The organism is Caulobacter sp. FG121 (genome assembly GCF_057809815.1).
Genome location: NZ_JBMDKR010000001.1, coordinates 52,955 through 73,252 on the forward strand (window position 1 = coordinate 52,955; position 20,298 = coordinate 73,252).

Genomic DNA, 20,298 nt, shown 5'->3' on the forward strand with positions numbered 1-20,298 from the left:
TGGTCTTGTGGCGACGGCCCGCAAGGAGCCAGGAATCAGATCGTGCGACCCGCGCGTTGTCTGACCACCCCGCCGGAGAACGCCCATGATCCTCTACGGAGAACGAAACCCCGCCCCCAACCCGCGCCGTGTCCGCATCTTCATCGCTGAAAAGGGCATCGATCTGCCCGAGACGCGGGTCGCGCTGCACAAGCGTGAGCACAAGTCGGACGAACACCGCGCGCGAAACTCGCTGGGTCAGGTGCCGACGCTGGTGCTGGACGACGGGACGGCGATCTCCGAGAGCGTCTCGATCTGCCGTTACCTGGAAGGCCTGCATCCAACCCCTTCGCTGTTCGGCGAGACCGCGATCGAACAGGCGACCATCGACATGTGGATCCGCCGGATCGAGTTCCAGCTGATGACGCCGGTCGGCATGTTCTGGCGCCACGCGCACCCGCTGACGGCGGCCCTGCTGACGCAGTTCAAGGATTTCGGCGAGTCCAACCGCGAGACCTACGGACGGGTCCTGTCCTGGCTGGACCGGGAACTGGCCGACGGCCGGGCCTTCCTGGCGGGAGAGCGCTATTCGATGGCGGACATCGTCGCCATGACCACGATCGATTTCGCGACCTTCACCGGCCTGGAGATCCCGGCGGAGACGCCGAATCTGCACGCCTGGCTGGAGCGGGTGTCGGGTCGGCCGAGCGCCGCCGCCTAGAGGTCCGCAGCGGCGTGGGCCTTGAGGCGGCGATAGGCCGCCGCCGGCGGGGCGTAGAAGATCACGAACACCAGCACGATCAGCAGCGTCTGCAGCGCCATCTGCAGAAGCAGCTCTCCGAGCAGGCCAAGCGCGAGCGCCGGCGTAAGATGGGTGAGGTCGGGGCTGGCCAGCCGCCCCATCATCGTGAAACCGCCCGTCACCTTGGCCAGCAAGAGGCTCAGGGTCAGCGCCCCGGCGACCACGAGCACGGCATAGACGATCGCGAGACCCAGGGTGAGCAGAAGCCTCCAGAACTGGCCCTGCGTGAGACGCCAGGCGGCCCAGAGCCGGAAGTGGTGTTCGGCGAAGGTCATGACGCCGGCCAGCGCCAGGCGAGTGGCCAGCCACCCCAGAAGGGCCACGCCGCCGAGCGAACCGACCCAGGTGACGGCCTTGTGCAGGCCGCCGGAGTTGTTCGCCACGATCACCACCAGCGCGCCATAGACGCCGCTCGCGACAGCGAAGATCAGGATCACCAGCAGGCTGACCAGAAACATGCGCAACTCGTCAGCGCTGATCTTGAGGTGGGCAAAGCCCTTGTCTTCGGGATTGAGCACCGTGCGATAGATGGCCGTCACCAGCATGATCGGCATGATCACCGCCAGCGGGAAGGCAATGAACATCGACACGCCGAACCGCGCCACCAGTTCGCCGAAGTCACGCTGCACGCCGGTCGCCTCGACCGCCGCGAGATTGCCGATATTGGGCACCAGCAGGACCACGATCATCGCCAGCAGCGACAGGAGGTAGAAGCCGGTCCAGGCGAGGATCAGACCGGGACGGTCGCGGATGATGCGGAAGCCCTCGAAGGCGGTGCTGGTTGGCGAAATGATCATTGGCCCGCGCCCTCCTTCAGTCGGCGGTAAATGTGGGACGTCATTCCGACCGAGATGGGGACATAAAAGAGCGTGCCGACCGCGGTCGCAATGCCCTCGGCCCAATGATCCGTGACCGGCGAGCGTGTGAGTTCGCTGAACCCCATGGCCAGCCCCTGAAGCGCGAAGATCGGCAGATTGACGAGCACCACCGCCGCCAGGATACGCAGCACCGATCCCCTGGTCAGCCCGAGGGCGCTGAACATGCGAATGCCGGTCGACGCCGCCGTCGCGGGCGCGGCCATTGTCAGCCGGAGAACCAGCACGAGAATGCCAAGCAGGCAGAGGGTCAGTCCGGCATTGAAGATAAATCGCGCCAGGGGGCTGAGGCTCGCCATCAACGCATCCGGCGATGCGGCGTTTACGGCCGCGTCACCCCCGACGAAGCCGAGCAGCACGACGGCCAGAATGAAGGTGGTCACGAAGGCCACGATGAACAGCAGGACCACCGTCAGAAAGGTCAGTCCGAGCAGCCGCGTCTCCAGTCCGCGCCATTGAAACCCGAGCGGGCCGTTGTGCTCGGGGGACTCAGCGCCGACCGGAGCCAGGGCGATACGGTACAGCGCCCCCTGGGCCATCAGGAGCGCGATGAAATAGACCGCGGTTGCGATCAGGGCGACCTTGATTGGCGTCACATTGGCCGTCAGCGCCGCGACAGCCACAAGCGACAACGGGCCGATGGCCCGCAGCACGTTGGCGCGCCAGAAACCGAAGCCTTCGGCCACGGCAGTCCGGACCGAAAAACGCGCCTGGGACATGCGACTCCTCGCGCCATGAGCGCGTGTGGTTCCTGTGCGCCTTAAACCCTGCTTCGCGCCAGATGGCGACAGGATTTCAGGTCGTCAGGGCTGGAACCGACGTTGTGCCCGTCAGACGATCCCTTCGGCCGATCCGCGCAGCTGCCGGTAGGCTTCCGCCCAGGGCGCCGTGAACACCGACACGAACACCGCCCCGACAAAACTGGCCACCAGACCGCCGATGACGACCCACGGTCCCAGTGTGCCCAGCAAGACCTTTGGCGACTGACGGAAGAAGGCTTCCACGGCCTGGGCGTCGAGGTGGTGAAGCCCTCCCATTCCGCCGGCCGCGGCCATGCCGGCCGACGCCATGACGGCCATGACCACACCCTCCAGAACCATGACGATCAGGATGAGGATCAGGGTGACCAGCAAGAGGCTGACGGCGTTTCCCCGCGTCAGCGTCCAGGATTCGAAGAGGCGGAAGTTTCGCTCGGCGAAGCTCATCGGCGCCGCGAGACTGAAGCGCAGAGAAAGCCAGATAAGCCCCACCGCCAGCACGACACCCGAGAGAATGCAGAAGCCGATCGTGGCCGGGTGCGACGCCTGCCAGATGGCGAAGGCGATACCGGCGGTCAGGCCGATCCAGACCATCGCCCCCATGGTGAGGATAATGCTGAGGCAGATCACCACCAGAGCCAGCCAGACCTCACCCATGCCGAGCCGCAGGTAGGCCCAGCGGCTCGCCTTCGGCTCAAGGATGGCCCGGAAGACAGCGCCGGCGAGCATGACCCGGACGAGCAACCCGAGGACCCAGAGGATCGGATTCGCAGCGTACCAGGTCGAAATGAACGGCATCATCTGTTCCGACGTCGGTTCGCCGCCGTTCTTGCCGATCGCGATCAGGTCGGCGAAAGCCGGCCCCACGGCGGCGAGTATTCCGATGACCGGAAGGATCCCGAGCACCAGGATGAATACCGCCCAGCCAACCACGGCCAGCGGCTTGCGCCCCACAAGTCCAAAGCCGGCGAACGCCGTCTTGCCGATATCAATCCGAGCCATGATCCGCCCTCCCCGAGGAACCGTGTTCGCGGAGACCATCACAACTCTCCGCGCGACGCCAGCATCTGCCGCTTTCACGCGAGCCCGCCTGGCCCTATGTCTCCGCCCATGACGATGAAACCTGTTCATGTGATCGGCGGCGGTCTCGCCGGCTCCGAAGCGGCCTGGCAGCTTGCCGAGGCCGGCGTGCCCGCGGTGCTGCACGAGATGCGGCCGGTGCGGGGCACCGACGCCCACCAGACCGACGGCCTGGCCGAGCTGGTCTGTTCCAACTCCTTCCGCTCGGACGACTGGCAGTACAACGCAGTCGGTCTACTGCACGCAGAGATGCGTCGCTGCGGCTCGATCATCCTGTCGAGCGGCGACAAGCATCAGGTGCCCGCCGGCGGAGCCCTCGCAGTTGACCGCGACGGCTTCTCAGCGGACGTGACCGCCAGGCTCGAGGCGCATCCTCTGGTGACCATCATGCGGGAAGAGGTTACCGGCCTGCCGCCGGCCGACTGGGACAGCGTGATCATCGCTACCGGCCCCCTCACCTCCCCGCCGCTGGCCGAGGCCATCCTGTCGCTCACGGGTGAGGACAGTCTCAGTTTCTTCGACGCCATCGCCCCGATCATCCATCTCGAGTCGATCGACATGAGCAAGGCCTGGCGCCAGTCGCGCTACGACAAGGAAGGCCCCGGCGGCGACGCGGCGGCCTACATCAACTGTCCGATGGACAAGGACCAGTACAACGCCTTCATCGACGCCCTGCTGGCCGGGCCCAAGTCCGAGTTCAAGGACTGGGAAAACGTGCCCTACTTCGACGGCTGCCTGCCGATCGAGGTGATGACCGAGCGGGGCCGCGAAACCTTGCGCCACGGCCCGATGAAACCGGTCGGCCTGACCAACGCCCACAACCCGACCGTCAAGCCCTGGGCCATTGTCCAGCTCCGCCAGGACAACGCGCTGGGCACACTGTGGAACATGGTCGGCTTCCAGACCAAGCTGAAGCACGGCGCCCAGACCGACATCTTCCGCATGATCCCGGGCCTGGAGAACGCACAGTTCGCGCGGCTCGGCGGCCTGCATCGAAACACATTCCTCAACAGCCCGCGCCTGCTCGACGACAGGCTGCGGCTGAAGGCCGACACGCGGCTGCGCTTCGCCGGACAGGTCACGGGGGTCGAGGGCTACGTCGAGAGCGCGGCCCTTGGCCTGCTGACCGGACGCCTCGCGGCGGCGGAACGGTTGGGAACGCCGATGACCCTGCCCCCCGCGACCACCGCGCTCGGCGCGCTGGCGACCCACATCACCGGCGGCTTCATGGAAGGGCCAAAGGCGACCTTCCAGCCGATGAACATCAACTATGGACTGCTGCCGCCGATGGAGGCGCCGCGCCATGATGGCGAGGGCCGCAAGCTGCAACCGCAGGACCGTGGTCGGGCCAAGAAGCGGATGATGAGCGAACGCGCCATGGCCGATCTCGAAACATGGCTGACGAGCGAGGCCGTGGCGGCGGCCTGACCGCACGCGGGCGGCGGAAAAGACTACCCCGAAGACTGGCGCGGACGGCACGACGCCCTTAGGGTGCCGGCAAAATTGCGCAACGATCCGCCGGGAAACGCCTGAATGAAGATCATCGCTCGCCTGTTCGCCGCCGGCCTTCTGGCCCTCAGCATCAGCGCCGCCGCCGACGCGCGGCCCTTTACCGCGAAAGACATGGTCACGATCGACCGGCTGAGCGACCCGCGCGTCTCGCCGGACGGTCGTTACGTCCTCTATTCGCGCCGGGTCGTCGACTACGAGGCCAACAAGGCCAGGTCAGAGCTCTGGGCCATTGACCTTTCTGGCAAGACCCCCGGCGCGCCGCGCAAGCTCGACGCCTCGGACGGCGGCGGCGTCAGCAGCGCCCGCTGGGGCGCTGACGGCCACAGCATCTATTTCCTCTCGAGCCGTAGCGGCTCGTCGCAGGTCTGGCGCGCCGACATCGGTGCGGCCGGGGCCAGCCAGGTGACCAGCCTGCCGTTCGACGTGGGCGGCTTCCGCACCTCGCCCGATGGCAGGAAGCTGCTGGTGACACTCGCCGTGTTCCCGGACTGCCCCACCCTGCAGTGCTCAGTCGACCGCATCGCCGCCCGCAAGGCGCAGAAGACCACCGGCGTGGTCTACGATCGGCTGTTCGTGCGTCACTGGGACGAATGGGCCGACGGCACGCGCAACCAGCTGTTCGTGCTGACCTTCGACGAAAAGGGCGTCACCGCCGACAAGCCGGTCGCGATCATGCACGGCTTCGACGGCGACGCGCCCTCCAAGCCGTTCGGCGACGAGAGCGAGTTCACCTTCTCGGCCGACGGCAAGGAGGTTGTCTTCTCGGCCCGCCTCGCCGGCAAGACCGAGCCCTGGAGCACCAACTTCGACATCTATGGCGCGCCCGCCGATGGCTCGGGCCAGCTGACCAACTACTCCGAGGCCAACAAGGCCTGGGACAGCGGCGTGGTCTATTCCCCGGACGGCAAGCTGGTCGCCTACCGGTCCATGAAGCGTCCCGGCTTCGAGGCCGACCGCTGGCAGATCGGCATTCATGACGAAGCGACCGGCAAGGACCGCGAACTGGCCGCGGACTGGGATCGGTCGGCCGACGCCCTCGCCTGGGCCCCGGACGGAAAGACGATCTACGCGCTGGCCGGCGACGTCGGCCAGGTGCGGATCTTCGCCATCAATGTGAGGACCGGAAAGGTCACGCCGGTCACCGGCGACGGCCATGTCAGCGCCTTCGACGTCGGCCCCAAGGGCATCGTCTACGCCCAGGACACCCTGGCCGGTCCGGCCCAGCTCTTCAGCATCGGCTTCAAGCCGGGGTCGAAGCCTGTCCAGCTGACCAACGCCAACGCCGACAAGCTGGCCAGCGTCGAGTTCGGCCAGTACGAGCAGTTCAGCTTCCCGGGCTGGAACGGCGAGACGGTGCACGGCTATCTGGTCAAGCCGGTCGGCTTTGATCCGAGCAAGAAGTACCCGGTCGCCTTCCTGATCCACGGCGGGCCGCAGGGCAGCTTCGGCAATCTGTTCCACTATCGCTGGAACGCCCAGACCTACGCCGGCGCGGGCTACGCGGTGGTGATGATCGATTTCCACGGCTCGACCGGCTACGGCCAGGGCTTCACGGACGCGATCAGCCAGCACTGGGGCGACCGTCCGCTGGAAGACCTGCAGAAGGGCTGGGCCTATGCCCTGAAGTCCTACAGCTTCCTAGACGGCGGCCGCGCCTGTGCGCTCGGCGGCTCCTATGGCGGCTTCATGGTCAACTGGATCGCCGGCAACTGGAAAGAGCCGTGGAAGTGCCTCGTCAATCACGACGGCATCTTCGACGCCCGCTTCATGGCCTACTCCACCGAGGAGCTGTGGTTCAGCGAATGGGAAAATGGCGGCACGCCCTGGTCTGCGGGCACGACCTACAGCCAGTTCAATCCGGCCGACCATGTGGCCAACTGGACGGTCCCGATGCTGGTCGTCCACGGCGGCCGGGACTACCGCGTACCGCTGGAAGAAGGCCTGTCGACCTTCACCGCCCTGCAGCGGCGTGGCGTCGAGAGCAAGCTGCTGTACTTCCCGGAAGAGAACCACTGGGTGCTCAAGCCGCAGAACTCGGTGCAGTGGCATGACGAAGTGCTGGGCTGGCTGAACGCTCACACCAAGCCCGAATAGACATCCGGCTTCCGGACAAAAAAGGGGGGGACGTCGCACCGCGGCGTCCCCCTCGTTCGTTGCGGCCCTGTGATCAGGCCGGGATCAGGCCCAGCCCCTGCCACATGGCCATCGCCAGGCTGAAGGCCCGCATGTCGCCTGTCGTCGTGCCGGCCATCCGGTTCATGGCGTAGGCGAAGGTCGTGCGCGCATCCATGTCGATGATCGCCAGCGAGCCGCCATAGCCGCCCCAGAAGATGGTGTTGGGGCTGGGCAGCGGCAGGGTTCCGCCGCCGAGGCCGAAGCCCATGCCGTAACGGACCGGCATGCCGAGCACGAGGTCCTTGCCCTCGATCTGCAGTTCCAGCGCCTTGCGGCAGCCGGCTTCGGACAGGAAGCGCCGGCCCTGGGCCACGCCGCCGTTGGCCAGGATTGCGTGGATCTGCGCCACCGAGCGGGCGTTGCCCGTGCCGCCGGCCGCAGGGATTTCCGCGCCCCGCCAGTCACGGGTGCGGGTCGCCAGGACGTTGATCGGCGGGTTGTCGGTCCGATAGGTGCTGGAGCCCTCCCCGATCGAGGCGTCGCGCGGCGGCGGCGGAACGAGATCAGCAACCCGGCCGTCCTCGGACGCCGGCAGGCCGATGTGGAAGTCCGCGCCGAGCGGCTCGGCGAATTCCTCGCGGAACACCGTGCCGAGCGACTTGCCGGCGATGCGGCGGACCACCTCCCCGACCAGATAGCCCTGGGTCACCGCGTGATAGCCGGGCGCCGTGCCGGGAGCCCAGAGCGGGGCCTGGGCCGCCAGCAGCGCCGTGGCCCGCTCCCAGTCGTAGAGGATGTCCCCGTCGACCGTTTCCGACCAACCCGACAGGCCGGCTGAATGGCTCATCAGCTGGCTGACCTTGATGTCGGCCTTGCCGTTGGCGGCGAACTCCGGCCAGTAGCGCGCGACCGGCGCGTCAAAGTCCAGCTCGCCGCGATCGGCCAGCAGCAGCGCGGTCAGCGCCGTCATGGTCTTGGTCGTCGAGTAGACGTTGACGATGGTGTCCCGCTCCCAGGGGCGGGTCTTCTCCGGGTCGGCCCAGCCGCCCCAGATGTCGACGACGATTTCGCCTTCGAGCGTGGCGCAGAACGACGCGCCGAGGTCGCCGCTGTTCGCGAAATTGGCCTCGAACGCGGCGCGCGCGCCTGCGAAACGGTCGTCGGTAAAGCCCTGTGTGATCACGTCGACCATGGCGCGTTCTCCCTCGTTGTCTGTCGTTCCGCCTCAATATGCTGATCACGGCAAGGCGCGCCAGATCACGCTAGGGCAACCCGCTAGGCTATCCGACCGGTCAGAACGGCGAAGAACAGTCGGCAGCGCTTTTCGAGGTCTCCCGGCCTGCCGCCGCCTGCGTAGCGACGGACCAGCGACGCATGGGCGACCGCCGGAAAGGCGGCGATCGGCAGCCGCGCCAGCTCGGCTATGGCGGCCTTCAGGGCGGTCAGGGCGGCTTCTGCGTCGGTAGGCGCGAGGGCGACGGCCCGCGCGGCCTGTCGCACCTGATCGGCCGTGGCCTCCGGCGAAAGCCGTCGAGCCGCGAGGGCCATCAGCAGGCCTTCGGTGGCGTCGGCGTGTTTCAGGGCATCCTCGCCCGTCTTCGGGCCGTCCAGGTCGCCCAGCCGCGCCTCGGCCAGCGCGGCAAGTGCGGTCGGCGGCAGGTCGCCGCCGGCGATGGCCTTCAGCACGGGGTGGGACCGCGGCGGCCTGCCTTGCGCGATCTCCTCAAGACCCTCGCGCCACCAGGTCATGCGAATCTCGCCCATCAGCGGGTCGCTGACGATTTGAGGGATCCGCGTCAGTTCATGGTCAAGGGCATAGAGCGCGATCAGATCGGTGCGCGCGGCAGAATCCGCCACGAACCGGCTGGACAGCCAGCGGTCGGGCGCGACGCGCTGCACGAGGGAGTCGAGATCGTCGTCCATGGGCCTCGAAACGAAGAAGGGCCCGCCTTTCGACGAGCCCTCCCCGTATCCTTGAGACGATCGGCTAGCCGAGCGTCTGCGTCATCGTCATGGCCGTCAGCATGGGGATGCTGAGCAGCAGGTTGGTGCGCGAGAACAGCATCGCCGTCTTGCCGGCCTTGGCCTTGGCGTCCGCGTCAGCCTCGACGATGCCCAGGGCGATCTTCTGGTTCGGCCAGATGAAGACCCAGACGTTGAGGAACATGATTGTGGCGAGCCACATGCCGATGCCCAGCAGGATGTGGCTGGTGCTGACGAAGCCCTCGCTGGCGCCCAGCGTGTAGGCGGGCAGCAGGACCTGCTTGCTACCGGCCAGCAGAACGCCGGCGACCCAGGTGCCCAGGGCCGACCAACGGAACCAGAACAGCGCCTCGGGGGCAATGTACTTGGACACGGCCGGCTTCAGCTCGGCGGGAATTTCCGGCATTTTCCGGATCTGGACGAAGTTGAAGTAGTACAGAAGCCCGATCCACAGGATGCCGAGGAAGGTGTGGATCCAGCGCAGCAGCGCCTCGATGAAGAGGACGTCCACGCCGCCATGGTACTGGGCGTAGGCAAAGACCATGACCAGCGCGAGCACGACGCTCAGGATCACGGTGTTGCGGAAGTTGGAAAGAAGTCCGGCGATCATCGAATTGCCCCTCAGATAAAGTCCTACCTTGACGCTCAGCTATAGGCCGCTTCGCCCGGTCTGGTAAACAGGTTGCCGATCACACCGCGATGAGCGTGGCGGCCACGCGCCGGCCCTCGGACGCGACCACGTTGTAGGTGCGCGCCGCGGCCTCGGTGGCCATGAACTCCAGTCCGATGCCTGCGTTCCTGAGCAGGTCGCGGATCTCCCGGGACGGGAGCCCGGGGACCAGCCCCGTGCCGAGCAGCACGAACTCGACCGCGTCACGGTTGGCGAGTACCTCCGCGAAATCGCCGGGGGTCAGGGCGCTCAGGCTGACGGGCGACCATGCACGGGCCACGTCATCGAGGATCAGCAGCGATCCCGGCCGCCAGTCACCGGCCACGCGGAACCCGCCGCCGCCCCAGGCATCCACCGAAGGCGGCTGCCGCATCCCGGGCCTCAGGGCCGCGAGGCCGCGCCGAACTTGATCGGCGTCGCCTCTTCCTCGCCGCCACGCTTGACGCCCCACAGCAGGATCACGGGCGCGGCCACATAGATCGACGAATAGGTGCCCAGCGTGATGCCGAACATCATGATGATCGAGAAGCCGAAGAGCGCCTCACCGCCGAAGATCGCCAGGCCGGCGAGCGCCATGATCGCGGTAGCGCCGGTGATCACCGTCCGCGACAGGGTTTCGTTGATCGACAGGTCGATGACCTCGCGCAGCGGCATCTTCTTGTACTTGCGCAGGTTCTCGCGAAGGCGGTCAAAGACCACGACGGTGTCGTTCATCGAGTAGCCGATGATGGTCAGGATCGCGGCGATCGTCGTCAGGCTGAATTCCATCTTGGTCACGGCGATCAGGCCGAACGTCAGCAGCACGTCGTGGAACAGGGCCACCACCGCTCCAAGGCCGAACTGCAGCTCGAACCGGAACCAGATGTAGACCAGCATCAGGCCGATCGCGACGAGCAGGGCCAGGATGCCGCTGGTGAACAGCTCACCGGAGACCTTGGCGCCGACCGTGGCGTCGTTGGTGAACTTCACCTCGCCCAGCGCCTGCTGGATGGCCTGGCGCACGCCTGACTTCACGGCGTTGGCGTCCTTGCCTTCGGGGTTCTGGAATCGAACCATGACGCCGGCCTTGGCGCCTTCACCGAAGGCCTGCACGCCGACATCGCCGAGCCCGCGGTTGCTCACTGCCTCACGCACGACCGCCAGGTCCACGGGCTTGGGGTAGGTGCTGAACTCCAGCACTGTCCCTCCACGGAAGTCGATGCCGCAGGTCAGTCCGCCGCAGGGTCCCTTGAAGGGAATCAGCACGAGCGCCAGCGACGCGACAGCCGCCACGACGGAGAGCATGCCCGCATACTTGGCGAAATCGACGAAGCGGAAGTTCGTCTTCACCGGCAGGACTTTGATCAGAGGCCAGAAAGTCATCGGGCGAACCTCAAGCGATCGGCAGCGTCTTGGGACGCGCGTATCGGAACCACAGGGCGAGCAGGAGCTGGGTCACCACGACCGCCGTGAACACCGAGGTGAAGACGCCGATCGACAGCGTCCAGGCGAAGCCGCGAACCGGGCCCGCGCCGAAGAAGAACATGATCAGCGCCGCCAGCAGGGTCGTCAGGTTGGCGTCGATGATGGTCTCCATGGCCCGCGAGAAGCCCGCGTCCATGGCGGTGACCAGCGGTCTGCCCGCCCGTAGTTCGTCCCGCATCCGTTCGTAGATCAGCACGTTGGCGTCGACCGCCACGGCCAGGGTCAGGATCAGGCCCGCCACGCCGGGAAGGGTCAGGGTCGCCTGGGTTGCACTCATGGCCGCGATGATCATCAGACCGTTGATGATCAGGGCGATCACCGAGATGCCGCCGAACAGGAATCCGTAGGTCAGCAGCATGAAGACCAGGATCGTGACGAAGCCGACGATCGTCGACGTCATGCCGGCCTTGACCGCGTCCGCGCCCAGTTCGGCGCCGACGGTCCGCTGCTCTTCGACCTTCAACGGGGCCGGGAGGGCGCCGGCGCGCAGCAGGATGGCCAGCTCGTTGGCCGATTCCACCGTGTAGTTGCCCTGGATCACGCCGCTGCCGCCGGTGATGGGGCCGCGGATGTTCGGCGCGGAGATGACCTTGCCGTCAAGCACGATGGCGAACGGCTTGCCGACGTTCTTGCTGGTCACGTCGGCGAAGCGCTTGGCGCCCTGACCGTTGAAGCGGAAGGACACCTCGACTTCGCCTGTCTGCGGGTCGTTGACCTGCTGGGCGTTCGTCAGCATGTCGCCCGACACGTCGATGCGCCGGCGGACGACATAGGCCGTGGCGTAGCGGTCGGTGCTGGGAAGGATTTCAGATCCGGGCGGCAGACGGCCGGCCTGGGCTTCCTCCAGCGACACGCTCGTGTCGACCATCTGGAAGGTCAGCTTGGCGGTCTGGCCGATGACGGCCTTCAGCTTTTCCGGGTCGCTTTCACCCGGGGCCTGGAGAACGATCCGGTTGGAGCCCTGACGGGTGATGGCCGGTTCGCGGGTGCCCAGCTCATCGACCCGGCGGCGAATGATCTCGATCGACTGGTCGACAGCGCTCGAACCCTCTTCCGCCATCGCCGCTTCAGAGAATTCCAGGCTCACGCGCTGGTCATCACCGCGTGACATACGCAGTTCCTGCTTGCCCGACTTGGTCAGCTGATTGAGGCGCGACAGCTTGTTGAACGCCTTGGTCACCAGCGAAGGGTCGGTGATGCGGACGGTCACGCCTGTCGGCGTCAGCACGAGATCCGAGAACAGGATCTGCTCGTCGCGCAGGGACTTGCGAACATCCTCCAGAAGGTTGGTCGCCTTCTCCTTCCGCAACGCGACTGTGTCGACTTCCAGCAGAAGATAGGAACCGCCCTGCAGGTCGAGACCCAGGTTCAGGGTCTTCTTCGGCAGGAACCCGGGCAAGCTGTCCCGCACGCCGGCGGGAAGCAGATTCGGAAGGGTGAAGAGCAGGCCGAAAAGTATCGCCGCGGTAACGACGACGAACTTCCAGCGCGAGAGCTGCATCATGTCAGGACAGGCCTTGGCGCTGTGATCAGGACTTGGTGTCGTTGGCGACGGCGGGTTCGCCCTTGCCACGCACTTCCGCGATCATCGATTTGACGACCTTGACCGTGACGCCCTGGGCAATCTCCAGGCCGACTTCCTTGTCCTCGACCCGGACGACCTTGCCGATCAAACCGCTGTTGAGAACAATATTGTCGCCGCGCTTCAGCGCCGTGAGCATGTCCTGGTGTTCCTTGGCCCGCTTTTGCTGCGGGCGCAGGATCATGAAGTAGAACAGGACGGGCAGAAGCAGGAGCGGGCCGAACTGCATCAGCATGTTGGTGGAATCGCCGGCAGGCATGGGGTCTCCGGAAGCTTTGAGGATCGGCGCAGCCAGCAGGGCGCGCCAAAGGTCGGCGGAAACTAAGGGCTGCCCCTTCGCTTTGCAATGCGCGGCGGTCCCGGTAAGGGCGGGGTATGGACGAGAAGACACAGGCCCTGTTGACCCGGATCGCCGAAGCGCTCGAGCGGATGGCGCCCCCGGCCCGCCTCCCCCCCGATTTCGCGGCGGCTCGGCTGTTCCGCCACGATCCGTCAGGCGACGCCTTTCTGCCGGCGCCTGACTATCCGCTGGCCCTCGATCTGCTCGTCGGAGTCGACGGGCAGAAGGCCCGCTTCCTTGAGAACCTGCGCCGGTTCGCCTGCCGCCTGCCGGCCAACCATGCCCTGCTGTGGGGTGTTCGTGGCACGGGCAAGAGCTCTCTGGCCAAGGCGGCCTTCATGACCGTCGCGGGCGCCCACCCCGCGTTGAAGCTGATCGAGGTCGACAGGGACGAGGTCGCGGCGCTGCCGCCGCTGTTCGATCAGCTGCGCGGCCGCAACGAGCGGTTCGTGGTGCTGTGCGATGACCTGTCCTTCGAGGACGGCGCCGCCGCCGCCAAGGCGCTCAAGTCGGCACTGGAGGGCGGCGTCGCGGGTCCACCGGAAAACGTGCTGTTCGTCGCCACCTCCAACCGGCGACATTTGATGCCGCGCGATCACGCCGAAGGCCGCGGCATGATCGCCGCCGCGGAGGACGCCGAGGAAGAGGTCAGCGTTTCAGATCGCTTCGGCCTGTGGATCGGCTTCCCGCCGATGGATCAGCCCGGCTACCTTGAGGCGGTGAAATCCTATGCAGCGCGGTTCAACCTGGTCACGCCTGACCTGCAGGGGCGCGCCCTCCGCTGGGCGCAGCTGCGCGGCTCGCGGTCCGGCCGCATCGCCTGGCAATTCATCCGCGACCTGGCCGGCGAGCTGGGTGTAAATCTGCCGGACTGACAGGCAGGAGGCTTTGATGAGCAAGCCCTGGTTCAATCCCAAACGCTTTGGCTATGGCGCTGGCCTGCCCTGCAGCTGGGAAGGATGGCTGGTGCTTCTGGCCTACGCTGGCCTTTCGATCCTCATTGGTCTGACGCTGATAGACACACGACCGGCGCTGGGCGCCGGTGCGTTGGCATTCATCACGGTTCTGCTCATCGTCGTCTGCGCCCGCACCACCCGCGGCGGATGGCGCTGGCGCTGGGGTCAGAACTGAGGGCTTAGCGCCCGCGCGGCAGGACCAGGCCGGGATCGATCGCCTTGGCCTTGAAGCGGGCCGAGGGCGAATAGCGGATCTCGAAGTGGAGCTGCGGCTCTGAGACGCCGCCTGTCGATCCGACCTGGCCGATCTGTTCGCCGGCCGCGACCTGCTGCTGCATGCGCACATTGGCGCGCGCCAGATGGCCATAGACCGTGACCCAGCCATCCTCATGCTGGATCAGGACCGTGACGCCGAAGCCTGGAACATCACCGCCGGAATAGACCACCTTGCCGGCAGCGGCGGCCCGAACGGGCGTCCCGGCGGGGGCGCCGATGTTGATGCCGTCGTTGCGCTGACCGCCGCCCTTGGGGCCGTAGGCGGAAATGATGTCGCCGTTGACCGGCCAGACGAAGCGTCCGCGACCCAGCGCCGTGATCTGCTCGTCGGTCAGAGCGGGCGCGCGGTCATCCGGCACCACCTGGGGCGCCGGCGGGAGGGGCTTGGGGGAAATCGGCGTGGTGACCGGCGGCTTGACCGGCGCCGGCGCGGGCGTCACGGGCGCTGGCTTCAGAGGCGCCGGTTTGACCGGAGCCGGCTTTACCGGTTCGGGTTTGACAGGGGTGGGCTTGACCGGCTCGGGCTTGACCGGCTCCGGAGCGGGCGTGGGTTCAGGCTCCGGCGCCGGCTTGACCGGCGCGGGCCGCACCGGCTCAGGTTCCGGCGTGGGACGGCTCGGCGTGACGACAGGCGCCGGCGGGGTGACGGTGATCGTCTTCTTGATCGGGCCGCCGTCCTTGTACCCAGCCGGCAGGCGCAGTTTCAGGCCAGGGCGGATCGCGGAGTTGACCGTCAGGTCATTCTCGTCGGCCAGATCGGCCGCCTTTACGTTGAAGCGCTTGGCGATGGCGAACATCGTGTCACCCGGCGCCACGACATAGGCCTTGGCGCGGCTCAGCGGTCCCTTGAGAACCTGGCCCGGCTTCAGCCTGTACGGCTCCTTGAGCCCGTTGATCTTGGCCAGCTCGGCGCGGGACGAACCCATGGCGCGCGCGACGACGTCGAGACCCTGACCTTCCTTGACGGTGTAGGTCTTCGGGCGGCCGTCGATGTCGACGACCTTGCCGGGCGCCAGCGTGATTATCTTTGTGACAACCGCCGGAACCGGAGGCGGCGTCGGCTTGGCCCGCTCAGTGCGGATCACCGGAGGCGGAGCCGACGAAGTATCGACCGGCACAGGCGCCGGCGTGGACGCCGGCTGCCGGGGCGGCGGGGCGGCCAGCTCGCGGGTCTCGACCGGCGAGGTCGTCGGTCCCGCGGGAATCGGGTTCCCCGCTTCATCGGTCGTGACCGACGGACGAGCCACCGGCGCGGGATTGCCGTTCTCGTCCATTTCGACAGGCGCAGCCTGCTGGACCGGCGCTGCTGGCTTTGCGGGCGCGGGCGCGGGCGCGGGGGCCCGGATCGGATAGCTCGGCGTCGCGGCGCCGGCGCCGGTCGCGAACGCGGCGACGGCCAAAAGCGCGGTGCGGGTGAGGAAATGCGTCATCGCCGGTCCTTGGGTAAGCCCCGATTGTGTCGTCCCAGCGTCCTTAAGCCTGCGTTAACCGCGCGCTTTAAGCCAGTTACGATATTGTCAGATGGCGACGTCAGAGTTCGCGCGCCACGCCGTCGAGCAGAGGCACGAAGCGCACGTCGCCCAGCAGTTCAACCTTGAAGCCTCCCTGCCCGTCACCCGCATAGCGACGCAGGCTCTGGACCGGTCCTTTCCCGATGGGCGCGACGAGCACGCCGCCCGGCTTGAGCTGCGCCAGAAGCGTCTTTGGCTCTTCCGGTACAGCGGCGGTGACCATGATGCGATCGAACGGCGCCTGATCGGCCCAGCCCTCCCCGCCATCGCCAAACCGGGTGATCACGTTTGTGAGACCCAGCGTCTTGAAGCGCTCCTCGGCCTCTCTCATCAGGGTCCGGTAGCGCTCGACCGTGTAGACCAGCCGCGCCAGCTTCGAGAGGATCGTCGTCTGGTAGCCGGAGCCGGTGCCGATCTCGAGCACCCGGGCCCGAGGCTCCAGGGTCAGGGCCTGGGTCATCAGGCCGACAATGAAGGGCTGGCTGATCGTCTGGCCGCAGGCGATCGGCAGGGCCGAGTCCTCGAAGGCCCGCTCCTTGAACAGATCCGGCGTGAAGATTTCCCGTGGCGTGCGCTCGATGGCGTCCAGCACGCGCGGATCCGTCACCCCCTGCGACCGGAGAGCGAGGATCAGGCGCGCCATGCGCGTTTGCGAGGTTTCGGTCGGTTCGGTCATCAGGCCTTCGGCGGCGCGCCTCCGATGAGGCCCTTGAGCGTGTTGACCGATTCCCGGTGCGTGAGGTCGATATGCAGCGGGGTGATCGAAATCTTTCCCTCGTAGATCGCCTTGAGGTCAGTTCCATCCGCCGGTTTGGACAACTGCCCTGAAAAGCCCATCCAGTAGTAGTCGCGGCCCCGCAGGTCGGTGCGCTTGTCGAAGGTGCGGATGTGGGTGTCGCGGAAGCCCTGGCGGGTGACTTCGACCTCGGTCACCTCACCGGGCGGGCGCGACGGGAAGTTGACGTTCATCACCACGTCGACGGGCCAGCCCACTTCCAGCAGGCGGCGTACGATGCCGGGACCGTAGTGTTCCGCGGTTTCCCAGTGCGGCGTGGCGCCATCGTGGAACTGGAACATGGCCTGGCTGAGGGCGATCGACGGGATGCCAAGGGCCATGCCCTCGATCGCGCCGGCGACGGTGCCCGACAGGGTCACGTCCTCGGCGATGTTCTGGCCGCGATTGACGCCGGACAGGACGAGATCCGGCTGTACGCCCTCGACAAGTTCCCGCACGCCCAGCATCACGCAGTCGGTAGGGGTTCCGGCGACGGCCCACTTGCGATCGCCTTCCTTCCGCACACGGATCGGGTCAGCCAGGGTCAGCGCCCGGCTCGCCCCCGACTGCTCGTACTCCGGCGCGACGATCCAGATGTCATCGGTCAGGGCGCGAGCGATCGTCTCGAGCGACTTGAGACCCTCGGCATGGATGCCGTCATCGTTGGTGAGGAGGATGCGCATCACGCACCGGGCTCCAGATGCGTCATGCCGCCCATATAGGGCTGCAGGACCTCGGGAATGAAAACCCGGCCGCCCTCGTCCTGGTAGTTCTCCAGCACGGCGACCAGCGTACGGCCGACGGCCAGGCCCGAGCCGTTCAGGGTGTGGACGAAGCGCGTCCCCTTCTCGCCGCGCTTCTGGCAGCGGGCGTCCATGCGGCGGGCCTGGAAGTCGCCGCAGTTGGAGATCGAGCTGATCTCCCGGAAGGTGTTCTGCGAGGGCAGCCAGACCTCGAGGTCAAACGTCCGCTTCGCCGTGAAGCCCATGTCGCCTGCGCACAGCAGCATGGTGCGATAGGCCAGTCCCAGCGTCTCCAGCACCATCTGGGCGCTGGCGACCATGTGGTCGTGCTCGGCGGCCGACTGCTCCGGCGTGGTGATGGCCACCAGCTCGACCTTCTGGAACTGGTGCTGACGGATCATGCCGCGTGTGTCCCGTCCGGCCGAGCCGGCTTCCGAGCGGAAACACTGGGTCAGGGCGGTGAGGCGGAGAGGCAGCTCCTCCTCGGCGGTGATCTGCTCGCGGACCAGATTGGTCAGGGACACTTCGGCGGTCGGGATGAGGTAGTGGTCGGCCGTAGTCTTGAAGAGATCTTCCTCGAATTTCGGCAGCTGTCCGGTGCCGAACAGCGCCTGTTCCTTGACCAGAACCGGCGGGTTCACTTCTGTATAGCCGTTGGTCCCGGTGTGCAGGTCGAGCATGAACTGGCCGATGGCCCGTTCCAGCCGCGCGACGCCCTTCTTGAGCACCACGAAGCGCGAGCCGCTCATCCGGGCGGCCGCCTCGAAGTCCATGCCGCCAAGACCCGCGCCGATGTCGACGTGATCGCGGGGGTTATTCATGCGACGCGGGTCGCCCGAGCGTGACTGCTCGACGTTCTCCGCCTCGTCCGCGCCGGGTGGCACGACGGCGTCGGGGATATTGGGTAGGCCAGCCAGTCGAGCGTTCAGCTCTTCATTTGCATCGTGTTCGGCGAGTGCTGCGCGGGCAATCGCCGCCTTGAGGCTCTCGACCTCCGCCATCAAGCTCGAAGCCGTGGCCTCGTCCTTCTTCGCCTTAGCTTGCCCGATGAGCTTGCTGAGCTCATTGCGTCTCGCTTGAAGGCCTTCGAATTTGGTAACCGAAGCACGAGCTTCAGCATCAAGCCTCAAAAGGTCTTCTGACTGCGGCTCCAAGCCACGGGACTTCCAACCGGCGTCGTAGGCGGCGGGATTGTCGCGAATGGCTTTGATGTCGTGCATGGGAAGAACGCCGGCTGGTGTGAGGCGCTTTCTCTAACGGGCGTCGGGACGGTTTCAAAGCCCTACACGCTACCCCCGTCGTCATCCTGGGCCTCGTGCCCAGGACCCCTCTCGACGTGTTCCGAACGCGTCAGGCTGGAGCGGTCCCCTGCGACGATACGAGGGATCCTCGCCACAAGGGCGAGGATGACGGGTCTGGATTGGTCTCACGGTCATCCGACCTAGACCGGGACGATGTCCGTTCCGGCGGCCTCATCCCGTTTGCGCCGGCGTTCAATCAGCCAGACGCACCAGATCGAGATTTCGTAGAGGCCGCAGATGGGGATCGCCAGCATCAGCTGGCTGATCGGGTCGGGCGGCGTGAAGACAGCGGCGACGACGAAGACGATGACGATGGCGTAGCGGCGGCCCTCGCGCAGCATCTTGCTGCTGACCAGCCCGGCCAGACCCGCCAGCGACAGCACCACCGGCAGCTGGAAGCACAGCCCGAAGCCCAGCAGCAGGGTCGTCACCAGGCTGAGGTAGTCCGATACCTTCGGCTTCAGCGCCACCTCGACGGCTGCGGTCGTGACCTCCTGGTTCAGCGAGAACCACATCACGAAGGGCAGCATGAAGTAGTAGACCATCGCCCCGCCCAGGATGAACAGGATGGGCGAGGCGGCGAGGAACGGCAGGAAGGCCATCCGCTCCTTCTTGTACAGGCCCGGCGCCACGAAGGCGTAGAGCTGCCAGGCGAGGATCGGGAAGGTCAGCACCAGGGCCCCGAAGCCGGCCATCTTCATCTTGGTGAAGAAAAACTCCAGCGGGGCGGTGAAGATCAGCTCCAGCTTGTGGGTCTGGACAACCGGCAGCGCCTTCAGCCCGATCATCACCTGGATCAGATCGAAGGCGTGGCTGAAGTCGAAGGCGCCGTGCGGCGGCTCAAGCTTCTGGGCCTGGATCAGGGCGCTGGCCTTGACGAACGGCTGCAGCAGGAAGGTGTAGATCTGGTTGGCGTAGGCGAAGCAGAGGCCGAAGCCTGCGATCAGGGCGCCGACGCAGATGATCAGCCGCCGGCGCAGCTCGACCAGATGATCAAGCAGGGGCGCACGGGAGGCCTCGATCTCGGAGTCTTCGGGGGTCAGGTCGTCGCTCACGAAGGGGTTCCGACGGTCTTGCGCGGCGCGCGTGGCTTGCGGGCGGGCGTCGCCTCTTCAACGATCGCGGCGGCCTTGGGCGCTGCACGCTTGCGCTTTGGCTTTTCCGGCGGGGCGATGGTCTGGGCCGCCTCTTCGGTGGGCGCCACGTAGGCGGAGGGCGGGAACTGGACCCCGCCGCCCTGCAGGCTGGCGTCGATGTCGGCGAACACCCTTTCCACCCCGACGTCGCGGGCGCTGTCGGCGGCGCTCTGCATCGGGTTCATGAACCCGCCCGAGCGCAGCGCCTCGACCTCGCGACGCAGTTCGTCGAGCTCCGACTGGCGGGCCATCTCGTCGAAGCTGGCGCGAAACTCGTTGGCCATGCCGCGCATCTTGGCGACCCATTGGCCAAGCTTGCGCAGCATGATCGGCAGGTCCTTGGGACCCACCACGATCAGGGCGACGATGGCGATGACAAAGAGTTCGGACGAACCGATTCCGGGCAGCATGGAGGCGGCCTTACGTTCGCGCGCTTGGCG

The 20,298-nt window shown here is 66.6% G+C and carries 21 protein-coding genes; 5 read left to right on the forward strand and 16 right to left on the reverse strand.

What is annotated here, in order from left to right; translation table 11 throughout:
- Nucleotides 1-85: 85 nt before the first annotated feature.
- Nucleotides 86-700: a glutathione S-transferase family protein gene (locus ACODSL_RS00270; RefSeq protein WP_488898622.1), complete on the forward strand. Its 615-nt coding sequence runs from the start codon at nucleotides 86-88 to the stop codon at nucleotides 698-700.
- Here the strand turns inward: ACODSL_RS00270 and ACODSL_RS00275 are convergent.
- The 3 genes from ACODSL_RS00275 to ACODSL_RS00285 all read right to left on the reverse strand — a co-directional run bounded on the left by ACODSL_RS00275 (nucleotide 697) and on the right by ACODSL_RS00285 (nucleotide 3,416).
- The gene (locus ACODSL_RS00275; protein WP_488898623.1) at nucleotides 697-1,578 is read right to left on the reverse strand and encodes a hypothetical protein; all 882 of its coding nucleotides are present in this window, start codon (nucleotides 1,576-1,578) and stop codon (nucleotides 697-699) included. The two genes, ACODSL_RS00270 and ACODSL_RS00275, sit on opposite strands and share 4 nt — an antisense overlap.
- Complete coding sequence (locus ACODSL_RS00280) at nucleotides 1,575-2,375, reverse strand: hypothetical protein (RefSeq protein ID WP_488898624.1); 801 nt, start codon at nucleotides 2,373-2,375, stop codon at nucleotides 1,575-1,577. Before ACODSL_RS00280 ends, ACODSL_RS00275 begins: the two co-directional genes overlap by 4 nt.
- Before the next feature lie 111 nt (nucleotides 2,376-2,486).
- Entirely contained in the window at nucleotides 2,487-3,416 is a 930-nt protein-coding gene (locus tag ACODSL_RS00285; RefSeq protein WP_488898625.1) for a hypothetical protein, read from the reverse strand.
- A gap of 96 nt (nucleotides 3,417-3,512) precedes the next feature.
- Between ACODSL_RS00285 and trmFO the strand changes: the two genes are divergently transcribed.
- Together trmFO and ACODSL_RS00295 are read left to right on the forward strand one after the other, a co-directional pair.
- Entirely contained in the window at nucleotides 3,513-4,922 is a 1,410-nt protein-coding gene (gene trmFO / locus ACODSL_RS00290) for a methylenetetrahydrofolate--tRNA-(uracil(54)-C(5))-methyltransferase (FADH(2)-oxidizing) TrmFO (protein ID WP_488898626.1), read from the forward strand.
- A gap of 105 nt (nucleotides 4,923-5,027) precedes the next feature.
- Nucleotides 5,028-7,100, forward strand: coding sequence for a S9 family peptidase (locus ACODSL_RS00295; RefSeq protein WP_488898627.1), 2,073 nt, complete (start codon nucleotides 5,028-5,030; stop codon nucleotides 7,098-7,100).
- Between the two features lie 73 nt (nucleotides 7,101-7,173).
- On the opposite strand, the gene ACODSL_RS00300 is transcribed toward ACODSL_RS00295, so the two are convergent.
- The 7 genes from ACODSL_RS00300 to yajC form a co-directional block, all read right to left on the reverse strand.
- Nucleotides 7,174-8,313, reverse strand: a complete 1,140-nt coding sequence (locus tag ACODSL_RS00300; protein WP_488898628.1) for a serine hydrolase domain-containing protein — start codon at nucleotides 8,311-8,313, stop codon at nucleotides 7,174-7,176.
- Nucleotides 8,314-8,396: 83 nt separating this feature from the next.
- On the reverse strand, nucleotides 8,397-9,044 hold the full coding sequence (locus tag ACODSL_RS00305; RefSeq protein WP_488898629.1) for a squalene/phytoene synthase family protein: 648 nt from the start codon (nucleotides 9,042-9,044) through the stop codon (nucleotides 8,397-8,399).
- Between the two features lie 64 nt (nucleotides 9,045-9,108).
- Nucleotides 9,109-9,711 carry a urate hydroxylase PuuD gene (locus tag ACODSL_RS00310; RefSeq protein ID WP_488899710.1) on the reverse strand — a complete coding sequence of 201 codons (603 nt, stop codon included), beginning with the start codon at nucleotides 9,709-9,711 and terminating at the stop codon, nucleotides 9,109-9,111.
- A gap of 82 nt (nucleotides 9,712-9,793) precedes the next feature.
- On the reverse strand, nucleotides 9,794-10,147 hold the full coding sequence (locus ACODSL_RS00315; RefSeq protein WP_488898630.1) for an Mth938-like domain-containing protein: 354 nt from the start codon (nucleotides 10,145-10,147) through the stop codon (nucleotides 9,794-9,796).
- Between the two features lie 8 nt (nucleotides 10,148-10,155).
- Nucleotides 10,156-11,136 (reverse strand): protein translocase subunit SecF, encoded by a 981-nt coding sequence (gene secF / locus ACODSL_RS00320; RefSeq protein WP_488898631.1) that lies wholly within the window; start codon nucleotides 11,134-11,136, stop codon nucleotides 10,156-10,158.
- A 10-nt stretch (nucleotides 11,137-11,146) separates the two neighbouring features.
- Nucleotides 11,147-12,742 carry a protein translocase subunit SecD gene (secD, locus tag ACODSL_RS00325; RefSeq protein WP_488898632.1) on the reverse strand — a complete coding sequence of 532 codons (1,596 nt, stop codon included), beginning with the start codon at nucleotides 12,740-12,742 and terminating at the stop codon, nucleotides 11,147-11,149.
- 25 nt (nucleotides 12,743-12,767) lie between these two features.
- The gene (yajC, locus tag ACODSL_RS00330; protein ID WP_488898633.1) at nucleotides 12,768-13,079 is read right to left on the reverse strand and encodes a preprotein translocase subunit YajC; all 312 of its coding nucleotides are present in this window, start codon (nucleotides 13,077-13,079) and stop codon (nucleotides 12,768-12,770) included.
- Between the two features lie 116 nt (nucleotides 13,080-13,195).
- Here yajC and ACODSL_RS00335 point away from each other — a divergent pair, with 116 nt between their 5' ends.
- Together ACODSL_RS00335 and ACODSL_RS00340 are read left to right on the forward strand one after the other, a co-directional pair.
- Nucleotides 13,196-14,035, forward strand: a complete 840-nt coding sequence (locus tag ACODSL_RS00335; protein WP_488898634.1) for an ATP-binding protein — start codon at nucleotides 13,196-13,198, stop codon at nucleotides 14,033-14,035.
- Between the two features lie 16 nt (nucleotides 14,036-14,051).
- The gene (locus tag ACODSL_RS00340) at nucleotides 14,052-14,291 is read left to right on the forward strand and encodes a hypothetical protein (RefSeq protein WP_488898635.1); all 240 of its coding nucleotides are present in this window, start codon (nucleotides 14,052-14,054) and stop codon (nucleotides 14,289-14,291) included.
- A 4-nt stretch (nucleotides 14,292-14,295) separates the two neighbouring features.
- Here the strand turns inward: ACODSL_RS00340 and ACODSL_RS00345 are convergent, their stop codons facing one another.
- The 6 genes from ACODSL_RS00345 to tatB form a co-directional block, all read right to left on the reverse strand.
- Complete coding sequence (locus ACODSL_RS00345; protein WP_488898636.1) at nucleotides 14,296-15,822, reverse strand: peptidoglycan DD-metalloendopeptidase family protein; 1,527 nt, start codon at nucleotides 15,820-15,822, stop codon at nucleotides 14,296-14,298.
- Nucleotides 15,823-15,922: 100 nt separating this feature from the next.
- On the reverse strand, nucleotides 15,923-16,579 hold the full coding sequence (locus ACODSL_RS00350) for a protein-L-isoaspartate(D-aspartate) O-methyltransferase (RefSeq protein ID WP_488898637.1): 657 nt from the start codon (nucleotides 16,577-16,579) through the stop codon (nucleotides 15,923-15,925).
- On the reverse strand, nucleotides 16,579-17,361 hold the full coding sequence (surE, locus tag ACODSL_RS00355; RefSeq protein WP_488899711.1) for a 5'/3'-nucleotidase SurE: 783 nt from the start codon (nucleotides 17,359-17,361) through the stop codon (nucleotides 16,579-16,581). Before surE ends, ACODSL_RS00350 begins: the two co-directional genes overlap by 1 nt.
- Nucleotides 17,361-18,641 carry a serine--tRNA ligase gene (serS, locus tag ACODSL_RS00360; RefSeq protein WP_488898638.1) on the reverse strand — a complete coding sequence of 427 codons (1,281 nt, stop codon included), beginning with the start codon at nucleotides 18,639-18,641 and terminating at the stop codon, nucleotides 17,361-17,363. The genes surE and serS overlap by 1 nt, the downstream gene beginning before the upstream one ends.
- A gap of 221 nt (nucleotides 18,642-18,862) precedes the next feature.
- On the reverse strand, nucleotides 18,863-19,777 hold the full coding sequence (gene tatC / locus ACODSL_RS00365) for a twin-arginine translocase subunit TatC (protein WP_488898639.1): 915 nt from the start codon (nucleotides 19,775-19,777) through the stop codon (nucleotides 18,863-18,865).
- On the reverse strand, nucleotides 19,774-20,268 hold the full coding sequence (gene tatB / locus ACODSL_RS00370; RefSeq protein WP_488898640.1) for a Sec-independent protein translocase protein TatB: 495 nt from the start codon (nucleotides 20,266-20,268) through the stop codon (nucleotides 19,774-19,776). Before tatB ends, tatC begins: the two co-directional genes overlap by 4 nt.
- Between the last annotated feature and the right edge of the window lie 30 nt (nucleotides 20,269-20,298).